The sequence below is a fragment of the Micromonospora sp. NPDC005413 genome (assembly GCF_040606435.1).
Lineage (GTDB): Bacteria > Actinomycetota > Actinomycetes > Mycobacteriales > Micromonosporaceae > Micromonospora.
Genome location: NZ_JBEXEV010000006.1, coordinates 26,672 through 41,584, shown reverse-complemented (window position 1 = coordinate 41,584; position 14,913 = coordinate 26,672). Strand labels below are relative to the sequence as shown.

Genomic DNA, 14,913 nt, shown 5'->3' with positions numbered 1-14,913 from the left:
GTCGACATAAGCTTGCCGGCATGGCCAACGCCGCGCCGATCTTCGCGTTCGAAGTCCGTTACGTGATCGAGCTGATCCTGCTCGTCTTCGCGCTGATCATTCAGGGTGTCGCGCTGGTGCATGCCGTCACGCAGCGCTCCGACGCCTTCCCCGCCATCGGGACGCTGCCCAAGGGTGGCTGGATCGCCATCCTGGCGGTCTGCCTCGTGCTCACCCTGCTCGGCTTCGGCCCGATCAGCCTCTTCGGACTGGTCGGCATCGCCGCCGCACTCATCTATCTGCTCGACGTCCGGGTCGGCCTGCGTGAACTCGGCGACGGTAAAGGGTTCTGGTGAGAGGTTTCCGCTGGCCACCCCCGCCGGACAGCGGGCCCCGCACCTGGGGGCCCGGCCCGGGTGGGCCGCGTACGGGCCGACCGGCGCTGCCGGAGCCGGAGACCGAGCTGGTCGCCACGCCGCACGACGTACGGCTGGAGCGGCTCGTCGCCGGCACCGGTGATCCGGTCACCGTGTTCGCGCACGGGCTGGGCAACGGCATCGCCACCACCCGCCCGTTCGGCAGCGGGGTCACCGGCCGCAAGGTGTTCTTCCAGTTCCGCGGGCATGGCCGCTCCGACGCCCCGGACGGGCCGTGGACCTACCTTGACCTGGCCCGGGATCTGCGCGCCATCGCGGATCTCGGCGGCGCCAGCCGCGCGTTCGGGGCGAGCCTCGGCGCGGGCGCCCTCTGCCGGCTGTTGGTCGAGAGCCCGGAACGCTTCGAGAAGCTGGTCTTCTTCCTGCCGGCGGTGCTCGACGAGCCCCGCGGGCCGGTCGCCTGGGAACGCGCCACGGACCTGTTGGAGGCGGTGGAGAGCGGGGACGCCTCGGCCGTCGCCGACGTCGTCTCGCTGGAGTTGCCCGCGGCGATCCGTAACACCCCGGCCGGCTGGGCCTACCTGAGGCAGCGGCTCGACCAACTGCTCCGTGACGGTCTGGCCGACGGTCTGGCCACCCTGGCAGAGCAGACACCGCTCCGCGACATCGCGCCCCTGGCGGCGGTGACCGCGCCGGCACTGGTGATCGCGTGCGCGGGCGACGACCTGCACCCGGTCGAGGTCGCCGAACGGCTCGCCGCCGCACTGCCCCAGGCCACCCTGCACGTGTACGACAGGGCCGGTTTCCTCTGGACGGACCGCGCCGACCTGCGGGACCGCATCTCCGGCTTCCTCAACGAGTAACGTGCCCTGTCATGGGCGTCACACAGCACGGCCGGACACACCGTCTCGATCTCGCCGACCCGACCCTGCGCGAGTGGACCTGCACGGTCCTGCACGCCGACCCGGAGCAGGGCATCGTGTTGGACCGGTCGGCGTTCTATCCGGGCGGCGGGGGTCAACCGCCGGATCACGGCGTGCTGCTCTGGCAGGGTGTGCAGACCCGAATCGTCGGCACCCGCAAGGGCGACGACCCGTATCTCATCCCCGCCGAGGGTGACCCGCTGCCGCCGGTCGGCACCGAGGTCGTCGGTGCGCTGGAGGATGAGCGCCGGACGCGCCTGATGCGTACCCACTCCGGGCTGCACGTGCTCTGCGGCGTCGTGTTCCGCGACTTCGGCGCACTCGTCACCGGAAATTCGATGGAACCGGGCGAGGCCCGGATGGACTTCAACCTCCCCGAGGTGCCGGCCGACTTCAAGAGCCGGATCGAGGAGCTGGTCAACGCCGAGGTGGCCGCCGACCGTTCGGTCGCCGTACGGGTGTTGCCGCGCACCGAGGCACTGGCCCTGCCGGACATCATCCGCACCCAGTCCAACCTCATACCACCGGACGAGCAGGAGGTCCGGATCGTCGACATCGTCGGGCTCGACGTGCAGGCCGACGGCGGCACCCACGTCGCCTCGACCGCCCAGATCGGCAAGGTGCAGGTGGTCAAGGTGGAGAGCAAGGGCCGGGCCAACCGCCGGGTCCGCGTCCGCCTGGTGGATTGAGCGCGACTTTTCCGACGTCGAGTCACAAATTCGGACGGCGGTTGTCAGGTATTCCTGACAACGTCGCTGGCATGACGCAACCGCTAATCGGAAAGATCGCGCTCGTCGCCGGCGCTACCCGGGGTGCCGGGCGGCAGATCGCCGTCCAGCTCGGCGCGGCCGGAGCCACCGTGTACGCCACCGGCCGCAGCACCCGGGCCGGCCGCTCCGAGATGGACCGGCCGGAGACCATCGAGGAGACCGCCGAGCTGGTGACCGCTGCCGGCGGCACGGGCATCGCCGTTCAGGTCGACCACCTGGTGCCCGAGCAGGTCCGCGACCTGGTCGCCCGGATCGACGCCGAACAGGGCCAACTCGACGTGCTGGTCAACGACATCTGGGGCGGCGATCCGCTGGTCACCTGGGAGAAGCCGCTGTGGGAGCAGCCGCTGGACGCCGGTTTCCGCACCATGCGGCTGGGCATCGACACGCACATCATCACCAGCCACTTCGCCCTGCCGCTGCTGATCCGCAAGCCCGGGGGACTGGTGGTGGAGATGGGCGACGGCACCAAGGCGTACAACGACGACAACTACCGGCTCTCGGTCTTCTACGACCTGGCCAAGGTTTCGGTCACCCGGCTCGCCTTCAGCCAGGCGCACGAGCTGAAGCCGCACGGCTGCACGGCGGTGGCGCTCACCCCCGGCTGGATCCGCTCCGAGGCGATGCTGGAGCACTTCGGCGTCACCGAGGAGAACTGGCGCGACGGCGCGGCCACCGACCCGAACTTCCTCATCTCGGAGACCCCGGCCTTCGTCGGCCGCGCGGTGGCCGCGCTCGCCGCCGATGAGGAGAAGGCCCGCTGGAACGGCAGGTCCGTCGACGCCGGCACGCTGTCCAAGGTGTACGGGTTCACCGACGTCGACGGCAGCCAGCCCGAGGGCTTCCGGTACATCACCGAGGTGGTCGACACGGGCAAGCCGTCGGACGTCACCGGTTACCGGTAGAGCGCACGGAGGCGGTCGGCCGCCTCCGTGAACAACCGTCGCAGCTCGGGTGGATCGAGGGCCTCCACCTCGGGGCCGAGCGCCAGCAGTTGGTGGTACGCCACCTCGACGGACTCGACCGGCAACCGGGCCACCACCCAGCCCTGCCCGTCGGGCTCGTCGGCGCCGGCGACCACCTCGTCGTACACGAAGGGTGCATCGACCAGGTGCCGGAGCTGGCGCAGGCCGGCCGGGCTGAGCCGGACGGTGACCTCGGCCCGCAGCATGGTCCGCAGGAACGACCCGGCCTGCTCGCGCCAGTGCCCGGCCAGGTCGAAGCTCTCGTCGCGCTCGAAGTGCTCCTCGCCCACCTCGACACCGGTGACCCGGTCCACCCGGTAGGTGCGCCCGTTGTCGCCGACCCGGCCGACCAGATACCAGACCCCACTCTTGAGGACCAGTCCGTACGGGTGGACCTGGCGGGTCACCTCCCGGTCGCCGCGTCGGTAACGCAACTCCACCACCCGATCCCCCCAGACCGCGCGGGCCAGCTCGGCGAGCCGGGGCGGCGGCGCGGTCTCCCGGAACCAGCCCGGCACGTCCAGGTGGAACCGCTGCCCCGCACGGGCCGGGGCGTTGCGCAGGGCCGGTGGCAGCGCGGCGACCACCTTCAGCTCGGCGGCGGCGACCGCGTCGGCGAGCCCCATGTCGCCGGCGGGCCCGGGTAGCCCGGCGAGGAAGAGCGCCTCCGCCTCGTCCCGGGTCAGCCCGGTCAGTCTGGTTCGGTAGCCGCCGATCAGGCGGTAGCCACCGGCCCGACCCCGGTCGGCGTAGACCGGCACGCCTGCGGCGGAGAGGGCCAACACGTCCCGGTAGACGGTCCGCTCGGAGACCTCCAGCTCCCGCGCCAGCTCGCCCGCGGTCATCGACCCGCGCGTCTGCAACAGCAACAACAGCGAGATCAATCGGGACGCGCGCACCTGCCCATCCTGCCCGGCCCCCGCTCACCGCCCGCCGGGGGTCAGCAGCCCTCTGTCGTACGCGGTGGCCACCGCGGCGGCCCGGTCGTTGACGCCGAGCTTGGCGTACACGTGCAGCAGGTGCGTCTTGACGGTGGCCTCGCTGATGAACAGTCGAGCCGCGGCCTCCCGATTGGAGGCACCGCGGGCCACCAGGGTGAGCACCTCCAACTCACGCTGGCTGAGCGCCTCCTCGACCGGCGCGCGCAGTCGCCCCATCAGCCGGCCGGCGACGCTCGGCGCGAGCACCGACTCACCCCGGGCGGCGGCCCGTACCGCGCGGACCAGGTCCTCGCGGGGCGTGTCCTTGAGCAGGTAGCCGGTGGCACCGGCCTCGATGGCCGGCAGCACGTCCGCGTCCGTGTCGTACGTGGTGAGCACCAATACCCGGGCGGCGCTGCCGGAACGAGCAAGCCGCCGGATGGCGGTCACCCCATCCATCCCGGGCATCCGCAGGTCCATCAGCACCACGTCCGGTTGGAGCGTCGCGACCAGCGCCAGCGCCTCCGACCCGTCCGCCGCCTCACCGACCACCTCGAACCCCGGGTCACCGGTGAACATCCCCCGCAGCCCGTCGCGCACCACCGGATGGTCGTCGACGATCAGCAGCCGGATCGGCCCGCTCATCCGGCGCTCCCGGCGAGCGCGGGCACGGAGGCCGAGACGGCGGTGCCGACACCCGGCTCGCTCTCGACGGCCAACTCGCCGCCGACCCGGGCCACCCGCTGCCGCATGACGGTCAGCCCGTACCCGCCGTCGGGTCGGCCCAGCGCGGTGAGGTCGTCGACCGCGAAGCCCACCCCGTCGTCCCGGATGTCCAGGGTGATGACGTCCCCCATGTACGACAGGGTGAGCCCGACCCGGGTCGCCTTGGCGTGCCGACCCACGTTGGCCAGCGCCTCCTGGCCGGTCCGCAGCAGGGTGACCTCGACCTCCGGGTGCAGCGGGCGGGCATCGCCGGTGACGTTGACCTCGGCGCGGACTTCGTTGATCGTCGACCAGCGTTCGGTCAGCTCCGCCAGCGCTTCGGGCAGCCGCGTACCCTCCAGTGCCTCGGGGCGGACGGCCCGCACCGAGCGACGCGCCTCGGTGAGGCTCTCCCGGGCCAGGGTGACGGCCCTCGACACGTGCCGCTGCCAGTCGGCGTGCCGGTCCCGAGCCACCCCGGCCGCCTCCAGTTGAGTGATGATGCCGGTGAGACCCTGCGCCAGGGTGTCGTGGATCTCCCGGGCCATCCGCTGCCGCTCGTCGGTCACCCCGGCCTCCCTGGCCTGGGTGAGCAACTGGACGTGCAGTCCGTCGTTCTCCCGCATCGTCTCGGCCAGCCGGCGGTTCGTCTCGGCCAACTCCTCAACCAACTGCTTGCGGTAGGCGTGCTGCCGGTCGTTGACGGTGCTGAACCAGGTCACGGCACCGGCCAGACCCAGATTGAACAACGCCAGCACACCCCAGAGCAGCCAGTGCGGCAGTGTGGACGGCAGGCCCCCGCTCTGCGCGGTGGTGACCAGCACGGCCGACACGGCCACCCCGGCGAACCGCCAGTTGCCGGGCAGCGCGAACGCGTGCAGGAAACCGCTCCACGCGAGGAAGCCGTACCACGGACTGTCGAGCACCAGGATGGCGCTGAACGTGAGGAAACCGAGGTAGTAGACCACCATCAGCACGCGCCGGATCGCCCAGCCGGGGTGCAGGGTGACGAACCAGGCGATCCAGGCCGCTGTCGCCGCGGCGACGAACAGGTGGGGGACGAACGAGACGCCCCCCGGCGCTGGCGCGGCGGTGGTGAGCAGCGTTCCGACGGCCAGCCCGAGGTACGGCGCCAACCGGTGCAGGCCCGCTTCCCGGGCCTCCCAGGCGGCCAGGCGGTCGACCTGCTCGACGGTGCTGACCATCGGACCCCCGCTCATTCCCAGCGGAACAGTTTCGCCGCCACCACACCCGCCAGCAGGGCGACCGCCGCCATTATCCCGAGGTGCGACAGCTGTGGCGATGCCCCGGTCCAGGCATCGAGCAATGCCTGCACCCCGGGTGGCGTGTAGTCGCCGATCCGGACCAGGAAGTCCGGCAGGAGGAACCGGGGCACGTAGACGCCACCGAAGAACATGACCGCCATGAACAGCGGCACGGCCATCGCCTGTGCCGACTTTGCCGTCCGCGCCACCGCCGCCACGAGCAGGCCGAGCGCCAGCAGGGCACCCGTGCCGAGGAGGAGGGCCAGTGTGAAGCCCAGCGGATGCCGGGGCAACGGCACGTCGAACGCCAACCGGCCCACCGCGACGAGCAGCACGGCGCTGACCAGGATGGTGGCGAGCGAGATGAGCAGTTGAGCGGCCAACAGTGCGGCCGGGCTGGCCGGGGTGGCGGCCAGCCGGCGCAGCACCCCACGTTCCCGGTAGGTGGCCAGCACCGTGGGCAGGATGTTGACCGCCGACATGGCGAGCGTGATCACCAGCAGTGAGGGGGCGAAGTACTGGATGAAGGACAGGTCGCCGAACTGCGTCTCCGGCTGACGTGTCGACGGGATCAGCCCGAACACCACCAGCAGCGCGAGCGGCAACGCGATGGTGGTCAGCGGCGAGCCGAAGTCCCGCAGGAAGAGCCGTGTCTCGATCTTCAGGATCTGCCCGAAGGCGTGCATGTCGGTTCTCCCTCAGGCGTCGGGCCGGTGCCCGGTCAGCTCGACGAACGCGTCGTCGAGGGTGGACTGCTCCAGCCGCAGGTCGGCGGCGACGATCTGGTTGCGGGCGAGCACCGAGGTGACCGCGTGCAGCAACTCACCGGTGCCGGTCACCACCACCTGGCTGCCGGTGCGCTTCACACCGGAAACCTCGGGCAGGTCGGTGAGGAGCCGGTCGTCGACCGGGGCGGACGGCCGGAACCGAACCCGCTGCTCCGGCGCCACCGCCGACACCAGGCCCGCCGGGGTGTCCAGCGCGACCACCCGGCCCCTGTCGATCACCGCAATCCGGTCACAGAGCCGCTCAGCCTCCTCCATGAAGTGAGTGACCAGCACGATCGTCACTCCGCTGTCCCGCACCTGCTCGATGAGGCCCCAGGTGTCCCGCCGAGCCTGCGGGTCCAGCCCGGTGGTCAGCTCGTCGAGGATCGCGATCTCCGGGTTGCCGATCAGCGCCAGCGCGATCGACAGCCGCTGCTTCTGACCGCCGGAGAGCTTCTTGTACGGGGTGTTCCGTTTCTCGCCGAGGCCCAGCCTCTCGATCAACCTGGCCGGATCGGCCGGGCGGCGGTAGAACGACGCGTACAGCTCCAGGGCCTCAGCCACCCGGAGCTGGTCCGGCAGTTGGCTCTCCTGAAGTTGCACCCCGACCCGCTGCCGGAGTTGGGCCGCGTCCCCTCGGGGGTCGATCCCGAGGACCGACACCCCGCCCCCGTTGGGGACGCGCAGCCCGGCGACACACTCCACGGTGGTGGTCTTGCCGGCGCCGTTCGGGCCGAGGACACCGAAGATCTCCCCGGGCTCGACCGCGAACGACACGTCGTCCACCGCCACCAGATCGCCGTACCGCTTGTGCAGGTTGGTCACCTCGATGACCGGCATCATGCCGCCCTTCCGCCGCTGGCTTCGTACCCCTCAAGGGTTGTCGCGGTGGCCCGGCGGCGAATCGACCGGTCGGCGAAGATCACCGGCGTCCCCGGTTGATCGTGTCCGTCCGTCAACCGGTTGATGTGTACGGCACGAGTCGCTGCTAGCGCTCCGCCCGGCGGATCCGGTCACCGCTCGTTAGGCTGCTCGATCGTGGACGTCAGCAGAATCGCCAGCCCGGTGACCGGGGTCGTCGGACGCTTCTTCGCCGGGGCAGGGCTGCTCCTGCGAGGGCTGGGTCTCTACGTCCGCAGCCCCGGTCTGATGCTGCTCGGCGTCGTGCCGGCACTGATCTCCGGCGCGCTCTTCGTGGCCGCGCTCGCCACCCTGGTGTACTTCGTGGACGACCTCGCCGCGCTGGTCACCCCGTTCGCCGACGACTGGTCGAGCACCACCCGCAGCTTGGTCCGGGTGATCGCCGGGCTGGCCTTCCTGGGGGTTGGCGGCCTGCTCGGAGTGCTCACCTTCACCGCGGTCACCCTGGTCATCGGCGACCCGTTCTACGAGAAGATCTCCGAGCAGGTCGAGCAGCGGTACGGGGGCACGCCGGGCGCGGTGGACGTGCCCTTCTGGTCGTCGCTACGCCGTAGCATCGCCGACTCGGTACGCCTGGTGGCGCTCACGGTGCTGGTCGGCATCCCGCTCTTCCTCGCCGGCTTCATCCCGGTGATCGGCCAGACGGTCGTTCCGGTGCTCGGGGCGGCGGTGGGCGGCTGGTTCCTCACCGTGGAGTTGGTCGGGGCACCGTTCTACCGGCGCGGGATGCGGCTGCCGCAGCGCCGGTCGATCCTGAAGGCCGACCGGCCCACCGCGCTCGGCTTCGGGGTGGCGGTCTTCCTCTGCTTCCTCATTCCGCTCGGCGCGGTGCTGATCATGCCGGCCGCGGTCGCCGGTGCCACCCTGCTGGCCCGCCGATCGCTCGGCCAGCCGATCGACGAGAGCTGACATGGAGATCGCCCTGGTCGAGGGGGACATCACCGCCCAGCGGGTGGACGCCATCGTGAATGCCGCGAACTCGTCGCTGCTCGGTGGCGGCGGGGTCGACGGTGCCATCCACCGGCGCGGCGGGCCGGCCATCCTGGCGGAGTGCCGGGCGCTGCGGGCATCCCGCTACGGCAAGGGCCTGCCGACCGGGCAGGCGGTGGCGACCACGGCCGGTGAGCTGCCGGCCCGCTGGGTCATTCACACCGTCGGGCCGGTGTGCAGACGGCCGGGCTGATCTGGCAGGACAATCCGGCGCCAGCCGCCCGGCCGGCGAGCCGCCGGCCGGTATGCCGTGCACCGGTGAGGGTCGGATGACCGCCCGCCCGCGGCCGCACCTGCCGATGCGCCCCGCGTGGCTGTGCCGCAACTGCGCCGCGCCTTGGCCCTGCGGTCCCGCTCAACTCGGCCTTGTCGCCGAGTTTTACGGTCACTCGATCGCTCTGGCGTTCTACCTGGCCTCCTCGATGCAGGAGGCCATCGACGACATGTACGGCCTGGGTGGCCGTCCGGATCTCGCCGTGCTGCACACCCGCTTTCTTGGGTGGCTCTCCCTGGCCCGCCGCTCGCGCCGGGCCGATCGCTATTGAGGAACGGGCTCCTGGTGGGGGTTCACTCTCGCCTGTTGATCAGGTCAGGTCGGCCAGGCAGGACCACTCGGCTGCCACCGGGCGGTAGCCCAGCCGGGTGTTGATCGCGAGCATTGCCGCGTTCTCCTCGTCATTCGAGGTGTACGCAACGCGCACGCCGTTCGCGGCGGCCCGGCGCAGAGCGGCCGTCTTGGCCAGTCGGGCCAGCCCTCGACCCCGGTACGCCGGGAGGCTGCCGGTGAAGTCCGACCACATCCGGTCCCCGTCCCGCTTCACCAGACTGAACGCGGCCACCTCCCCGTCGACTTCGACGGCGGTGCTGGCCTCCTTGTCCAGGCCCAGGTTGTCCCAGACGTCGTACAGCCAGGTCTCGTAACTGATCGAATCGACCGGTACGTCGCCCGGCTCGTCCAGCGCCGCGGCCACGTCCGCCGCGTAGAGCCGGTGCGGGTCCAGGTCCGCGATCGGCCGCAGCCGTACGCCCGGTGGCGGGTCGGGCAGCGCGGGTGCCGGATTCAGGTCGAGCGCCGAGAAGCGCAGCTCGCGACTGGGCTCGTAGCCGTGCCGACGGGCGAACGGCAGCGCCTCCGGCTGGGCGAAGGCGCGGAGCCGGTGGACACCCAGCGAGGCGAGGTGACCTGTCGCGGTCGTCAGCAGCGCGGTGCCGATGCCGCGCCGCCGGTGCTCGGGGTGTACGTGCAGCAGGGAGATGTCGCCGAAGCCCGCGGTCGAGGTCGAATCGTTGCGTTGCGCCGTCACCCAACCGACGATCTGGGCATCGACCTCGGCCACGAAGGCGGCCCAGTCCCTGCCCGGTACCGGCTCGGCGATCATCTTCCGGGTTGACTCGACACCGCGGACCAGGTACGGAAAGACCAGGGTCCGCAGGGCCACCACCCCCGGGGCGTCGTCGGGCTGCGCCACACGGATCCGCATGTCAGGCCTCCGTCCGGACGGCGGCGACGGCCTCGACCTCGACGAGTTGGTCGGTGTAGCCGAGCACGGCCACTCCGAGCAGCGTGCTGGGCGGGTCGTGGTCGCCGAAGAAGTCCCGTACCACCTCCCAGACCTTCACCAGGTCGGCCTGCTGGGACGACGCCACGTAGACGGTGGTCTTGACGACGTCGGTCAGTCGGGCGCCGGCAGCACCGAGGGCGGTTTCCAGGTTGGCGGTCACCTGCCGGGCCTGTGCGACATGGTCGCCCGGTGCGACGACGCGACCCTCGGCGTCCAGCGGGCACGCGCCGGCGGTGAAGACCAGCCGGGCGGGTGGCTCGACAGTGGCCGCGTACGCGTACTCGGCGACATCGGAGAGGACGGGGACGTGCAGCAGCGCGACGGGATCCGGCATGACCGCGAGGCTAACGACGATGAAACGCCGGGGCGAGGCAAATAAAGCCGGCGTGGAGGCAGCAACTTCCAGGAAATAGTGGCCTCCGGGCGTCGCGAGGCCACTATTTCCTGGAAATTGTGCGGATCTTGCGCCGAGCGGAGCCGCGCGGAGCCGGGTCGAGCGGAGCCGCGCCCGCCCGTCGACGACCACGCTCAGGCGGACTCGCGTCGGATCAGCTCGGTGGGGAGCATGACCGCCTGCTCGATGGTCTCCCCTGCGGCCAGCCGGAGCAGCTGGCGGGTCATCCGGCGGCCGATCTCCACGATCGGCTGCCGGACGGTGGTCAGCGGCGGCTCGGTGTACGCGGCGGTCTCGATGTCATCGAAGCCGACCACCGCGACGTCCTCCGGCACCCGCCGACCGGCCTCGCGCAGCGCCCGCATAGCGGCGTGCGCCATCAGGTCGGAGGCGGCGAAGACGCCGTCCAGGTCAGGGTGTTCGGTGAGCAGCCGGTGCATCGCGGCCGAGCCGGACTCCCGGGTGAAGTCGCCGACGGCGATCATCTCGGGCAGCCCCGCGTCGGCGACCGTGGTGCGGTAACCGCTGAGCCGTTCGATCCCGGCGACCATGTCCTGCGGCCCGGCGATGGTGGCGATCCGCCGGCGACCGCTGTCGATCATGTGTCGTACGGCTGCGGTCACCCCGCCCACGTGGTCGACGTCGACGTACGGCACGGGCACGTCACCGAGCGGCCGGCCGCTGCACACCACCGGGATGCCGAGCCGGGCCAGCGTGCCGGGCAGCGGGTCGGCGCCGTGCAGTGAGGCGAAGAGCACCCCGTCGACGTGCCGGCCGGTGGTGTACCGCTCGACACGCTGATGCCCGGCCGGCGAACCGGCGAGCATCAGGACCAGTTGCTTGTCGGCAGCCTCCAGCTCCTGGCTGACACCACGGATGATGCCGGGGAAGACCTGGTCGTCGGAGAAGACCCGGGTGGCCGCCTCTGGCATGACCAGGGCGATCGAGTCGGTGCGCTGGGTCACCAGGCTGCGGGCGGCGAGGTTGGGCACGTACCCCAACTCGGCGACCGCCCGGGTGACCGCCTCCCGGATCGGCTCGGCGACCGTGGTGGAGCCGTTAACCACGCGGGACACCGTGGCCCGGGACACCCCGGCCCGTGCCGCCACCGCCTCGAGCGTCGGCCGCTGCGCTGTCGTCATCGCGACTTCCCCCCGCTCGTCACAGCCCGTTCCGGGAGATCACCTCCTGGTACCACCGGGCGCTGGCCTTCGGTGTGCGCCGCTGGGTCAGGTAGTCGACGTGCACGATCCCGAACCGCTTGCGGTAACCCTCCGCCCACTCGAAGTTGTCCAGGAATGACCATACGAGATAACCGCGCAGGTCCACGCCCCGGGAGATCGCCTCGTGCGCGGCACGGAGGTGCCCGTCGAGGTAGGCGATGCGATCGGCATCGATGACCTGTGCCGGCCCGTCGGGCGAGTCGGCGCCCGGCTTGTCGGGGAACGCCGCACCGTTCTCGGCGATCAGCAGCGGCACTCCGGGGTAGTCGGTGGCGATCCGCTCCAGCAGCCGGGTCAACCCGGCCGGCTCGATCATCCAGCCCATGTCGGTGAGTGGACCGGTCGGCGGGAGGAAGTGCACCGCACCCTCGGTGCCCGGGTACGCGTCGTTACCGGCACCGTCGGGCCGGCCTGCCACGTAACCGGGGGCGTAGTAGTTGATGCCGAGCAGGTCGATCGGGGCGGCGATCAGCTTCTCGTCGCCGTCCCGGATGTACGTCGGTTCGACGATGCGTGCCACATGCTCGCGGACGTCGTCCGGGTAACCACCGGCCAGCAGCGGGTCGAGGAAGATCCGGTTGTGCAGGCCGTCGACCAGGCGGACCGCGGCGGCGTCGGCCGCGCTCTGCGGGTCGGCCGGCCGCACGTCGGCCGGATTGAGGGTGATGCCCACGCTGCGCGCGCCGGCCGCCCGCAGCGCCCGCGCCGCCAGGCCGTGCCCGAGCAGCAGATGGTGTACGGCGGTGAAGGCCGCCGCCGGATCCTGCTCGCCCGGAGCGTGCACCCCGTTGCCGTAACCGAGGTAGGCCGCACACCACGGCTCGTTGAGAGTGGTCCACACGTCCACCCGGTCGCCAAGGCGGGCGTACACCGCCGTGGCGTAGGTGGCGAAGTGCTCGGCGGTGTCCCGGTTGGTCCAGCCGCCACGGTCGCCCAGGGTCTGGGGCAGATCCCAGTGGTAGAGGGTGACGATCGGATCGATCCCCCGGTCGAGCAGTGCGTCGGTGAGCCGGTCGTAGAAGTCCAGCCCGCGCGGGTTGACCGGGCCGGTGCCGTCCGGCTGGATCCGCGGCCAGGCGACCGAGAACCGGTACGCCCGCAGCCCCAGCTCCGCCATCAGCGCCACGTCATCGGCGTACCGGTGGTAGTGGTCGCAGGCGACGTCGCCGGTGTGGCCCTGGTACACCTTGCCCGGCGTACGGCTGAAGGTGTCCCAGATGGACGGGCCGCGACCGTCGTCGCGGGCCGCGCCCTCGATCTGGTACGCGGCGGTGGCCGCCCCCCAGAGGAAATGCTCGGGAAAACGGAGCCCATTCACGCCTTGACCGCACCTTCCATGATCCCGCCGATGATCTGCCGGCCGAACAACACGAAGACCAGTAGCAGGGGCAGCGTCGCGATGGCTGTCCCGGTGAACACCTGCGACATGTCCTGGTAGTACCCGTCCGACAGTGCCCGCAGGGAGAGCTGCACGGTCGGATTTGCCGGATCGTTCAGCACAGCGTACGGCCACAGGAAGTCGTTCCAGGTGGTCATGAACGTGAGCAGGCCGAGCACGGCGGCGGCAGGGCGCAGCGCGGGCACCACCACGTGCCACCAGATCCGGGCGGTGCCGCAGCCGTCCATCCGGGCGGCCTCGATCAGCTCGTCGCTGACCGCCTGGCCGGCGTACTGCCGCATCATGAACACCCCGAACCCGGTGACCAGAGCCGGCACGATCACCGCGGGGAGCCGGTCGTTCCACTGCAGCCGGGTCATCAGCATGTACAGCGGGATCACACCGAGCTGGGTCGGGATCATCATGGTCGCGATGACCGCCAGCAGCAGCGCGTTGCGGCCGCGGAACCGTAGCTTCGCGAAGGCGAAGCCGGCCAGGCTGGCGAAGAACACCACGGAGACGGTCACCGTGCCGGCCACGATCGTCGAGTTGATCAGGCCGGTCAGGAAGTACGCGTCGGCGTTGTCGAACAGCCGGGCGATGTTGGCTCCCAGGTTGCCGCCCGGTGTCATCGGCGGCGGCAGCTGACCCATCGCGTCGCTGGACCGGCTGGCCACCACGAACATCCACCAGATCGGAAAGACCGACATCCCGACGGCCATCACCAGGGCCAGGTACGTCAGCGGGCTGGCCCGCCAGAGCCGGCTCATCGTGCCGCTCCCTTCCCGGGATTCGGTCCCGATCCGCCGCCCATCCGTCGCAGGACCAGCACGTTGACCGCCGCCACGATCGCGATGAGCGCGAAGAGCAGCCAGGCCACGGCCGAGCCGTACCCGAAGTTGTAGTGCGGTGCGAAGGCGTTCTCGAACATGTACATGGTCACGGTCTGTGACTCCCGAAGCGATCCGCCTCGGATCGGGTTGGTGCCGGAGTGGAACAGCCGGGGCTCGGTGAAGAGCTGCAACCCGCCGATGGTGGAGATGATGACGCAGAAGATGATCGTCGGCTTGAGCAGCGGCACGGTGATCGCCCAGAACTGCCGGACCCGGTTGGCGCCGTCGATCGCGGCCGATTCGTACAGGTCGCGGGGGATGGCCTGCATCGCGGCCAGGAGGATCAGCGCGTTGTAGCCGGTCCACCGCCAGTCGACCATGGCGGAGATGGCGACCCAGGAGGCGAACCGGTCGGTCTTCCATCCGATCGGGTCCACCCCGACCAGGTCGAGCAGCCAGTTGATCATGCCGAACTCGCGGCCGAAGAGCACCCCGAACACGATCGCCACGGCGGCGGTGGAGGTCACGTTGGGGACGAGCACCGCCATCCGCCAGCCGGTCCGGGCCCGCAGCCCTCGGTTGAGCAGGTTGGCCAGCCAGAGCGCGGCGAGCAGTTGGGGGACGGTGGAGATGACGAAGATGCCCAGCGTGTTGACCACCGCGTGCCAGAAGTCGGCATCGGCCAGCAGCTGGGTGTAGTTCGCCGCGCCGACGAACGGGTGGTCGGTGCCGAGCAGGTCCCAGTCGTGCAGCGAAACCCAGAAGGTGTACGCCAGCGGGTAGGCCCCGAAGACCGCGAAGAGCAGGAAGAACGGGGCGATGTAGAGGTACGGCGAGAGCCGGTTGTCGAGCCGGCTGAACCGACCCAGCGATCGGCGTTGACCACCGGATGCCGGTGCGACCGGCGGACGCGCGTCAAGCTGAACGGTCATGCCCGAAAA

17 protein-coding genes and 1 pseudogene are annotated in these 14,913 nt (G+C 70.9%); 7 read left to right on the top strand and 11 right to left on the bottom strand.

Going from position 1 to position 14,913, the window contains the following annotated elements; translation table 11 throughout:
- Nucleotides 1–20 precede the first annotated feature (20 nt).
- The 4 genes from ABZS37_RS10330 (at nucleotide 21) to ABZS37_RS10315 (ending at nucleotide 2,954) form a co-directional block, all read left to right on the top strand.
- The gene (locus tag ABZS37_RS10330) at nucleotides 21–335 is read left to right on the top strand and encodes a DUF2516 family protein (RefSeq protein ID WP_354994434.1); all 315 of its coding nucleotides are present in this window, start codon (nucleotides 21–23) and stop codon (nucleotides 333–335) included.
- Nucleotides 332–1,219, top strand: a complete 888-nt coding sequence (locus ABZS37_RS10325; RefSeq protein ID WP_355167538.1) for an alpha/beta hydrolase — start codon at nucleotides 332–334, stop codon at nucleotides 1,217–1,219. The genes ABZS37_RS10330 and ABZS37_RS10325 overlap by 4 nt, the downstream gene beginning before the upstream one ends.
- Before the next feature lie 11 nt (nucleotides 1,220–1,230).
- Nucleotides 1,231–1,968 (top strand): alanyl-tRNA editing protein, encoded by a 738-nt coding sequence (locus ABZS37_RS10320; RefSeq protein ID WP_355167536.1) that lies wholly within the window; start codon nucleotides 1,231–1,233, stop codon nucleotides 1,966–1,968.
- 71 nt (nucleotides 1,969–2,039) lie between these two features.
- Complete coding sequence (locus tag ABZS37_RS10315; protein WP_355167534.1) at nucleotides 2,040–2,954, top strand: SDR family oxidoreductase; 915 nt, start codon at nucleotides 2,040–2,042, stop codon at nucleotides 2,952–2,954.
- Here the strand turns inward: ABZS37_RS10315 and ABZS37_RS10310 are convergent.
- From ABZS37_RS10310 to ABZS37_RS10290, 5 genes are read right to left on the bottom strand one after another with little or no spacing between them, the layout of a single operon-like run.
- Entirely contained in the window at nucleotides 2,945–3,913 is a 969-nt protein-coding gene (locus ABZS37_RS10310) for a WYL domain-containing protein (protein ID WP_355167532.1), read from the bottom strand. The two genes, ABZS37_RS10315 and ABZS37_RS10310, sit on opposite strands and share 10 nt — an antisense overlap.
- 24 nt (nucleotides 3,914–3,937) lie before the next feature.
- Nucleotides 3,938–4,579 (bottom strand): response regulator transcription factor, encoded by a 642-nt coding sequence (locus ABZS37_RS10305; RefSeq protein WP_355167530.1) that lies wholly within the window; start codon nucleotides 4,577–4,579, stop codon nucleotides 3,938–3,940.
- Nucleotides 4,576–5,844, bottom strand: a complete 1,269-nt coding sequence (locus ABZS37_RS10300; RefSeq protein WP_355167528.1) for a sensor histidine kinase — start codon at nucleotides 5,842–5,844, stop codon at nucleotides 4,576–4,578. The genes ABZS37_RS10305 and ABZS37_RS10300 overlap by 4 nt, the downstream gene beginning before the upstream one ends.
- A gap of 11 nt (nucleotides 5,845–5,855) precedes the next feature.
- Nucleotides 5,856–6,590 (bottom strand): ABC transporter permease, encoded by a 735-nt coding sequence (locus ABZS37_RS10295; protein WP_355167526.1) that lies wholly within the window; start codon nucleotides 6,588–6,590, stop codon nucleotides 5,856–5,858.
- Between the two features lie 12 nt (nucleotides 6,591–6,602).
- On the bottom strand, nucleotides 6,603–7,511 hold the full coding sequence (locus ABZS37_RS10290; protein WP_355167524.1) for an ABC transporter ATP-binding protein: 909 nt from the start codon (nucleotides 7,509–7,511) through the stop codon (nucleotides 6,603–6,605).
- A 198-nt stretch (nucleotides 7,512–7,709) separates the two neighbouring features.
- Here ABZS37_RS10290 and ABZS37_RS10285 point away from each other — a divergent pair, with 198 nt between their 5' ends.
- The 3 genes and pseudogenes from ABZS37_RS10285 to ABZS37_RS10275 all read left to right on the top strand — a co-directional run bounded on the left by ABZS37_RS10285 (nucleotide 7,710) and on the right by ABZS37_RS10275 (nucleotide 9,127).
- A complete protein-coding gene (locus tag ABZS37_RS10285; RefSeq protein WP_355167522.1) occupies nucleotides 7,710–8,501 on the top strand; it encodes an EI24 domain-containing protein in 792 nt (263 codons plus the stop codon).
- 1 nt (nucleotide 8,502) lies between these two features.
- Nucleotides 8,503–8,757: pseudogene (locus tag ABZS37_RS10280) on the top strand (macro domain-containing protein); the annotation flags it as partial.
- 94 nt (nucleotides 8,758–8,851) lie between these two features.
- Entirely contained in the window at nucleotides 8,852–9,127 is a 276-nt protein-coding gene (locus tag ABZS37_RS10275; RefSeq protein ID WP_355167520.1) for a hypothetical protein, read from the top strand.
- A gap of 39 nt (nucleotides 9,128–9,166) precedes the next feature.
- Here ABZS37_RS10275 and ABZS37_RS10270 read toward each other — a convergent pair whose 3' ends face one another.
- From ABZS37_RS10270 to ABZS37_RS10245, 6 genes are all read right to left on the bottom strand, one after another.
- Complete coding sequence (locus ABZS37_RS10270) at nucleotides 9,167–10,063, bottom strand: GNAT family N-acetyltransferase (RefSeq protein ID WP_355167518.1); 897 nt, start codon at nucleotides 10,061–10,063, stop codon at nucleotides 9,167–9,169.
- A 1-nt stretch (nucleotide 10,064) separates the two neighbouring features.
- Entirely contained in the window at nucleotides 10,065–10,478 is a 414-nt protein-coding gene (locus tag ABZS37_RS10265; RefSeq protein WP_355167516.1) for a RidA family protein, read from the bottom strand.
- Between the two features lie 194 nt (nucleotides 10,479–10,672).
- Nucleotides 10,673–11,680: a LacI family DNA-binding transcriptional regulator gene (locus ABZS37_RS10260; RefSeq protein ID WP_355167514.1), complete on the bottom strand. Its 1,008-nt coding sequence runs from the start codon at nucleotides 11,678–11,680 to the stop codon at nucleotides 10,673–10,675.
- A gap of 19 nt (nucleotides 11,681–11,699) precedes the next feature.
- Entirely contained in the window at nucleotides 11,700–13,079 is a 1,380-nt protein-coding gene (locus ABZS37_RS10255; protein ID WP_355167512.1) for a GH1 family beta-glucosidase, read from the bottom strand.
- Nucleotides 13,076–13,909 (bottom strand): carbohydrate ABC transporter permease, encoded by an 834-nt coding sequence (locus tag ABZS37_RS10250; protein WP_354994418.1) that lies wholly within the window; start codon nucleotides 13,907–13,909, stop codon nucleotides 13,076–13,078. The genes ABZS37_RS10255 and ABZS37_RS10250 overlap by 4 nt, the downstream gene beginning before the upstream one ends.
- Entirely contained in the window at nucleotides 13,906–14,904 is a 999-nt protein-coding gene (locus ABZS37_RS10245; RefSeq protein WP_355167510.1) for a sugar ABC transporter permease, read from the bottom strand. Before ABZS37_RS10245 ends, ABZS37_RS10250 begins: the two co-directional genes overlap by 4 nt.
- Between the last annotated feature and the right edge of the window lie 9 nt (nucleotides 14,905–14,913).

Coding starts and splice junctions, on each gene's coding strand:
- ABZS37_RS10330 (WP_354994434.1), top strand. CDS start 21: ATGGCCAACGCCGCGCCGATCTTCGCGTTCGAAGTCCGTTACGTGATC.
- ABZS37_RS10320 (WP_355167536.1), top strand. CDS start 1,231: ATGGGCGTCACACAGCACGGCCGGACACACCGTCTCGATCTCGCCGAC.
- ABZS37_RS10315 (WP_355167534.1), top strand. CDS start 2,040: ATGACGCAACCGCTAATCGGAAAGATCGCGCTCGTCGCCGGCGCTACC.
- ABZS37_RS10305 (WP_355167530.1), bottom strand. CDS start 4,579: ATGAGCGGGCCGATCCGGCTGCTGATCGTCGACGACCATCCGGTGGTG.
- ABZS37_RS10300 (WP_355167528.1), bottom strand. CDS start 5,844: ATGGTCAGCACCGTCGAGCAGGTCGACCGCCTGGCCGCCTGGGAGGCC.
- ABZS37_RS10295 (WP_355167526.1), bottom strand. CDS start 6,590: ATGCACGCCTTCGGGCAGATCCTGAAGATCGAGACACGGCTCTTCCTG.
- ABZS37_RS10290 (WP_355167524.1), bottom strand. CDS start 7,511: ATGCCGGTCATCGAGGTGACCAACCTGCACAAGCGGTACGGCGATCTG.
- ABZS37_RS10275 (WP_355167520.1), top strand. CDS start 8,852: ATGACCGCCCGCCCGCGGCCGCACCTGCCGATGCGCCCCGCGTGGCTG.
- ABZS37_RS10270 (WP_355167518.1), bottom strand. CDS start 10,063: ATGCGGATCCGTGTGGCGCAGCCCGACGACGCCCCGGGGGTGGTGGCC.
- ABZS37_RS10265 (WP_355167516.1), bottom strand. CDS start 10,478: ATGCCGGATCCCGTCGCGCTGCTGCACGTCCCCGTCCTCTCCGATGTC.
- ABZS37_RS10260 (WP_355167514.1), bottom strand. CDS start 11,680: ATGACGACAGCGCAGCGGCCGACGCTCGAGGCGGTGGCGGCACGGGCC.
- ABZS37_RS10250 (WP_354994418.1), bottom strand. CDS start 13,909: ATGAGCCGGCTCTGGCGGGCCAGCCCGCTGACGTACCTGGCCCTGGTG.
- ABZS37_RS10245 (WP_355167510.1), bottom strand. CDS start 14,904: ATGACCGTTCAGCTTGACGCGCGTCCGCCGGTCGCACCGGCATCCGGT.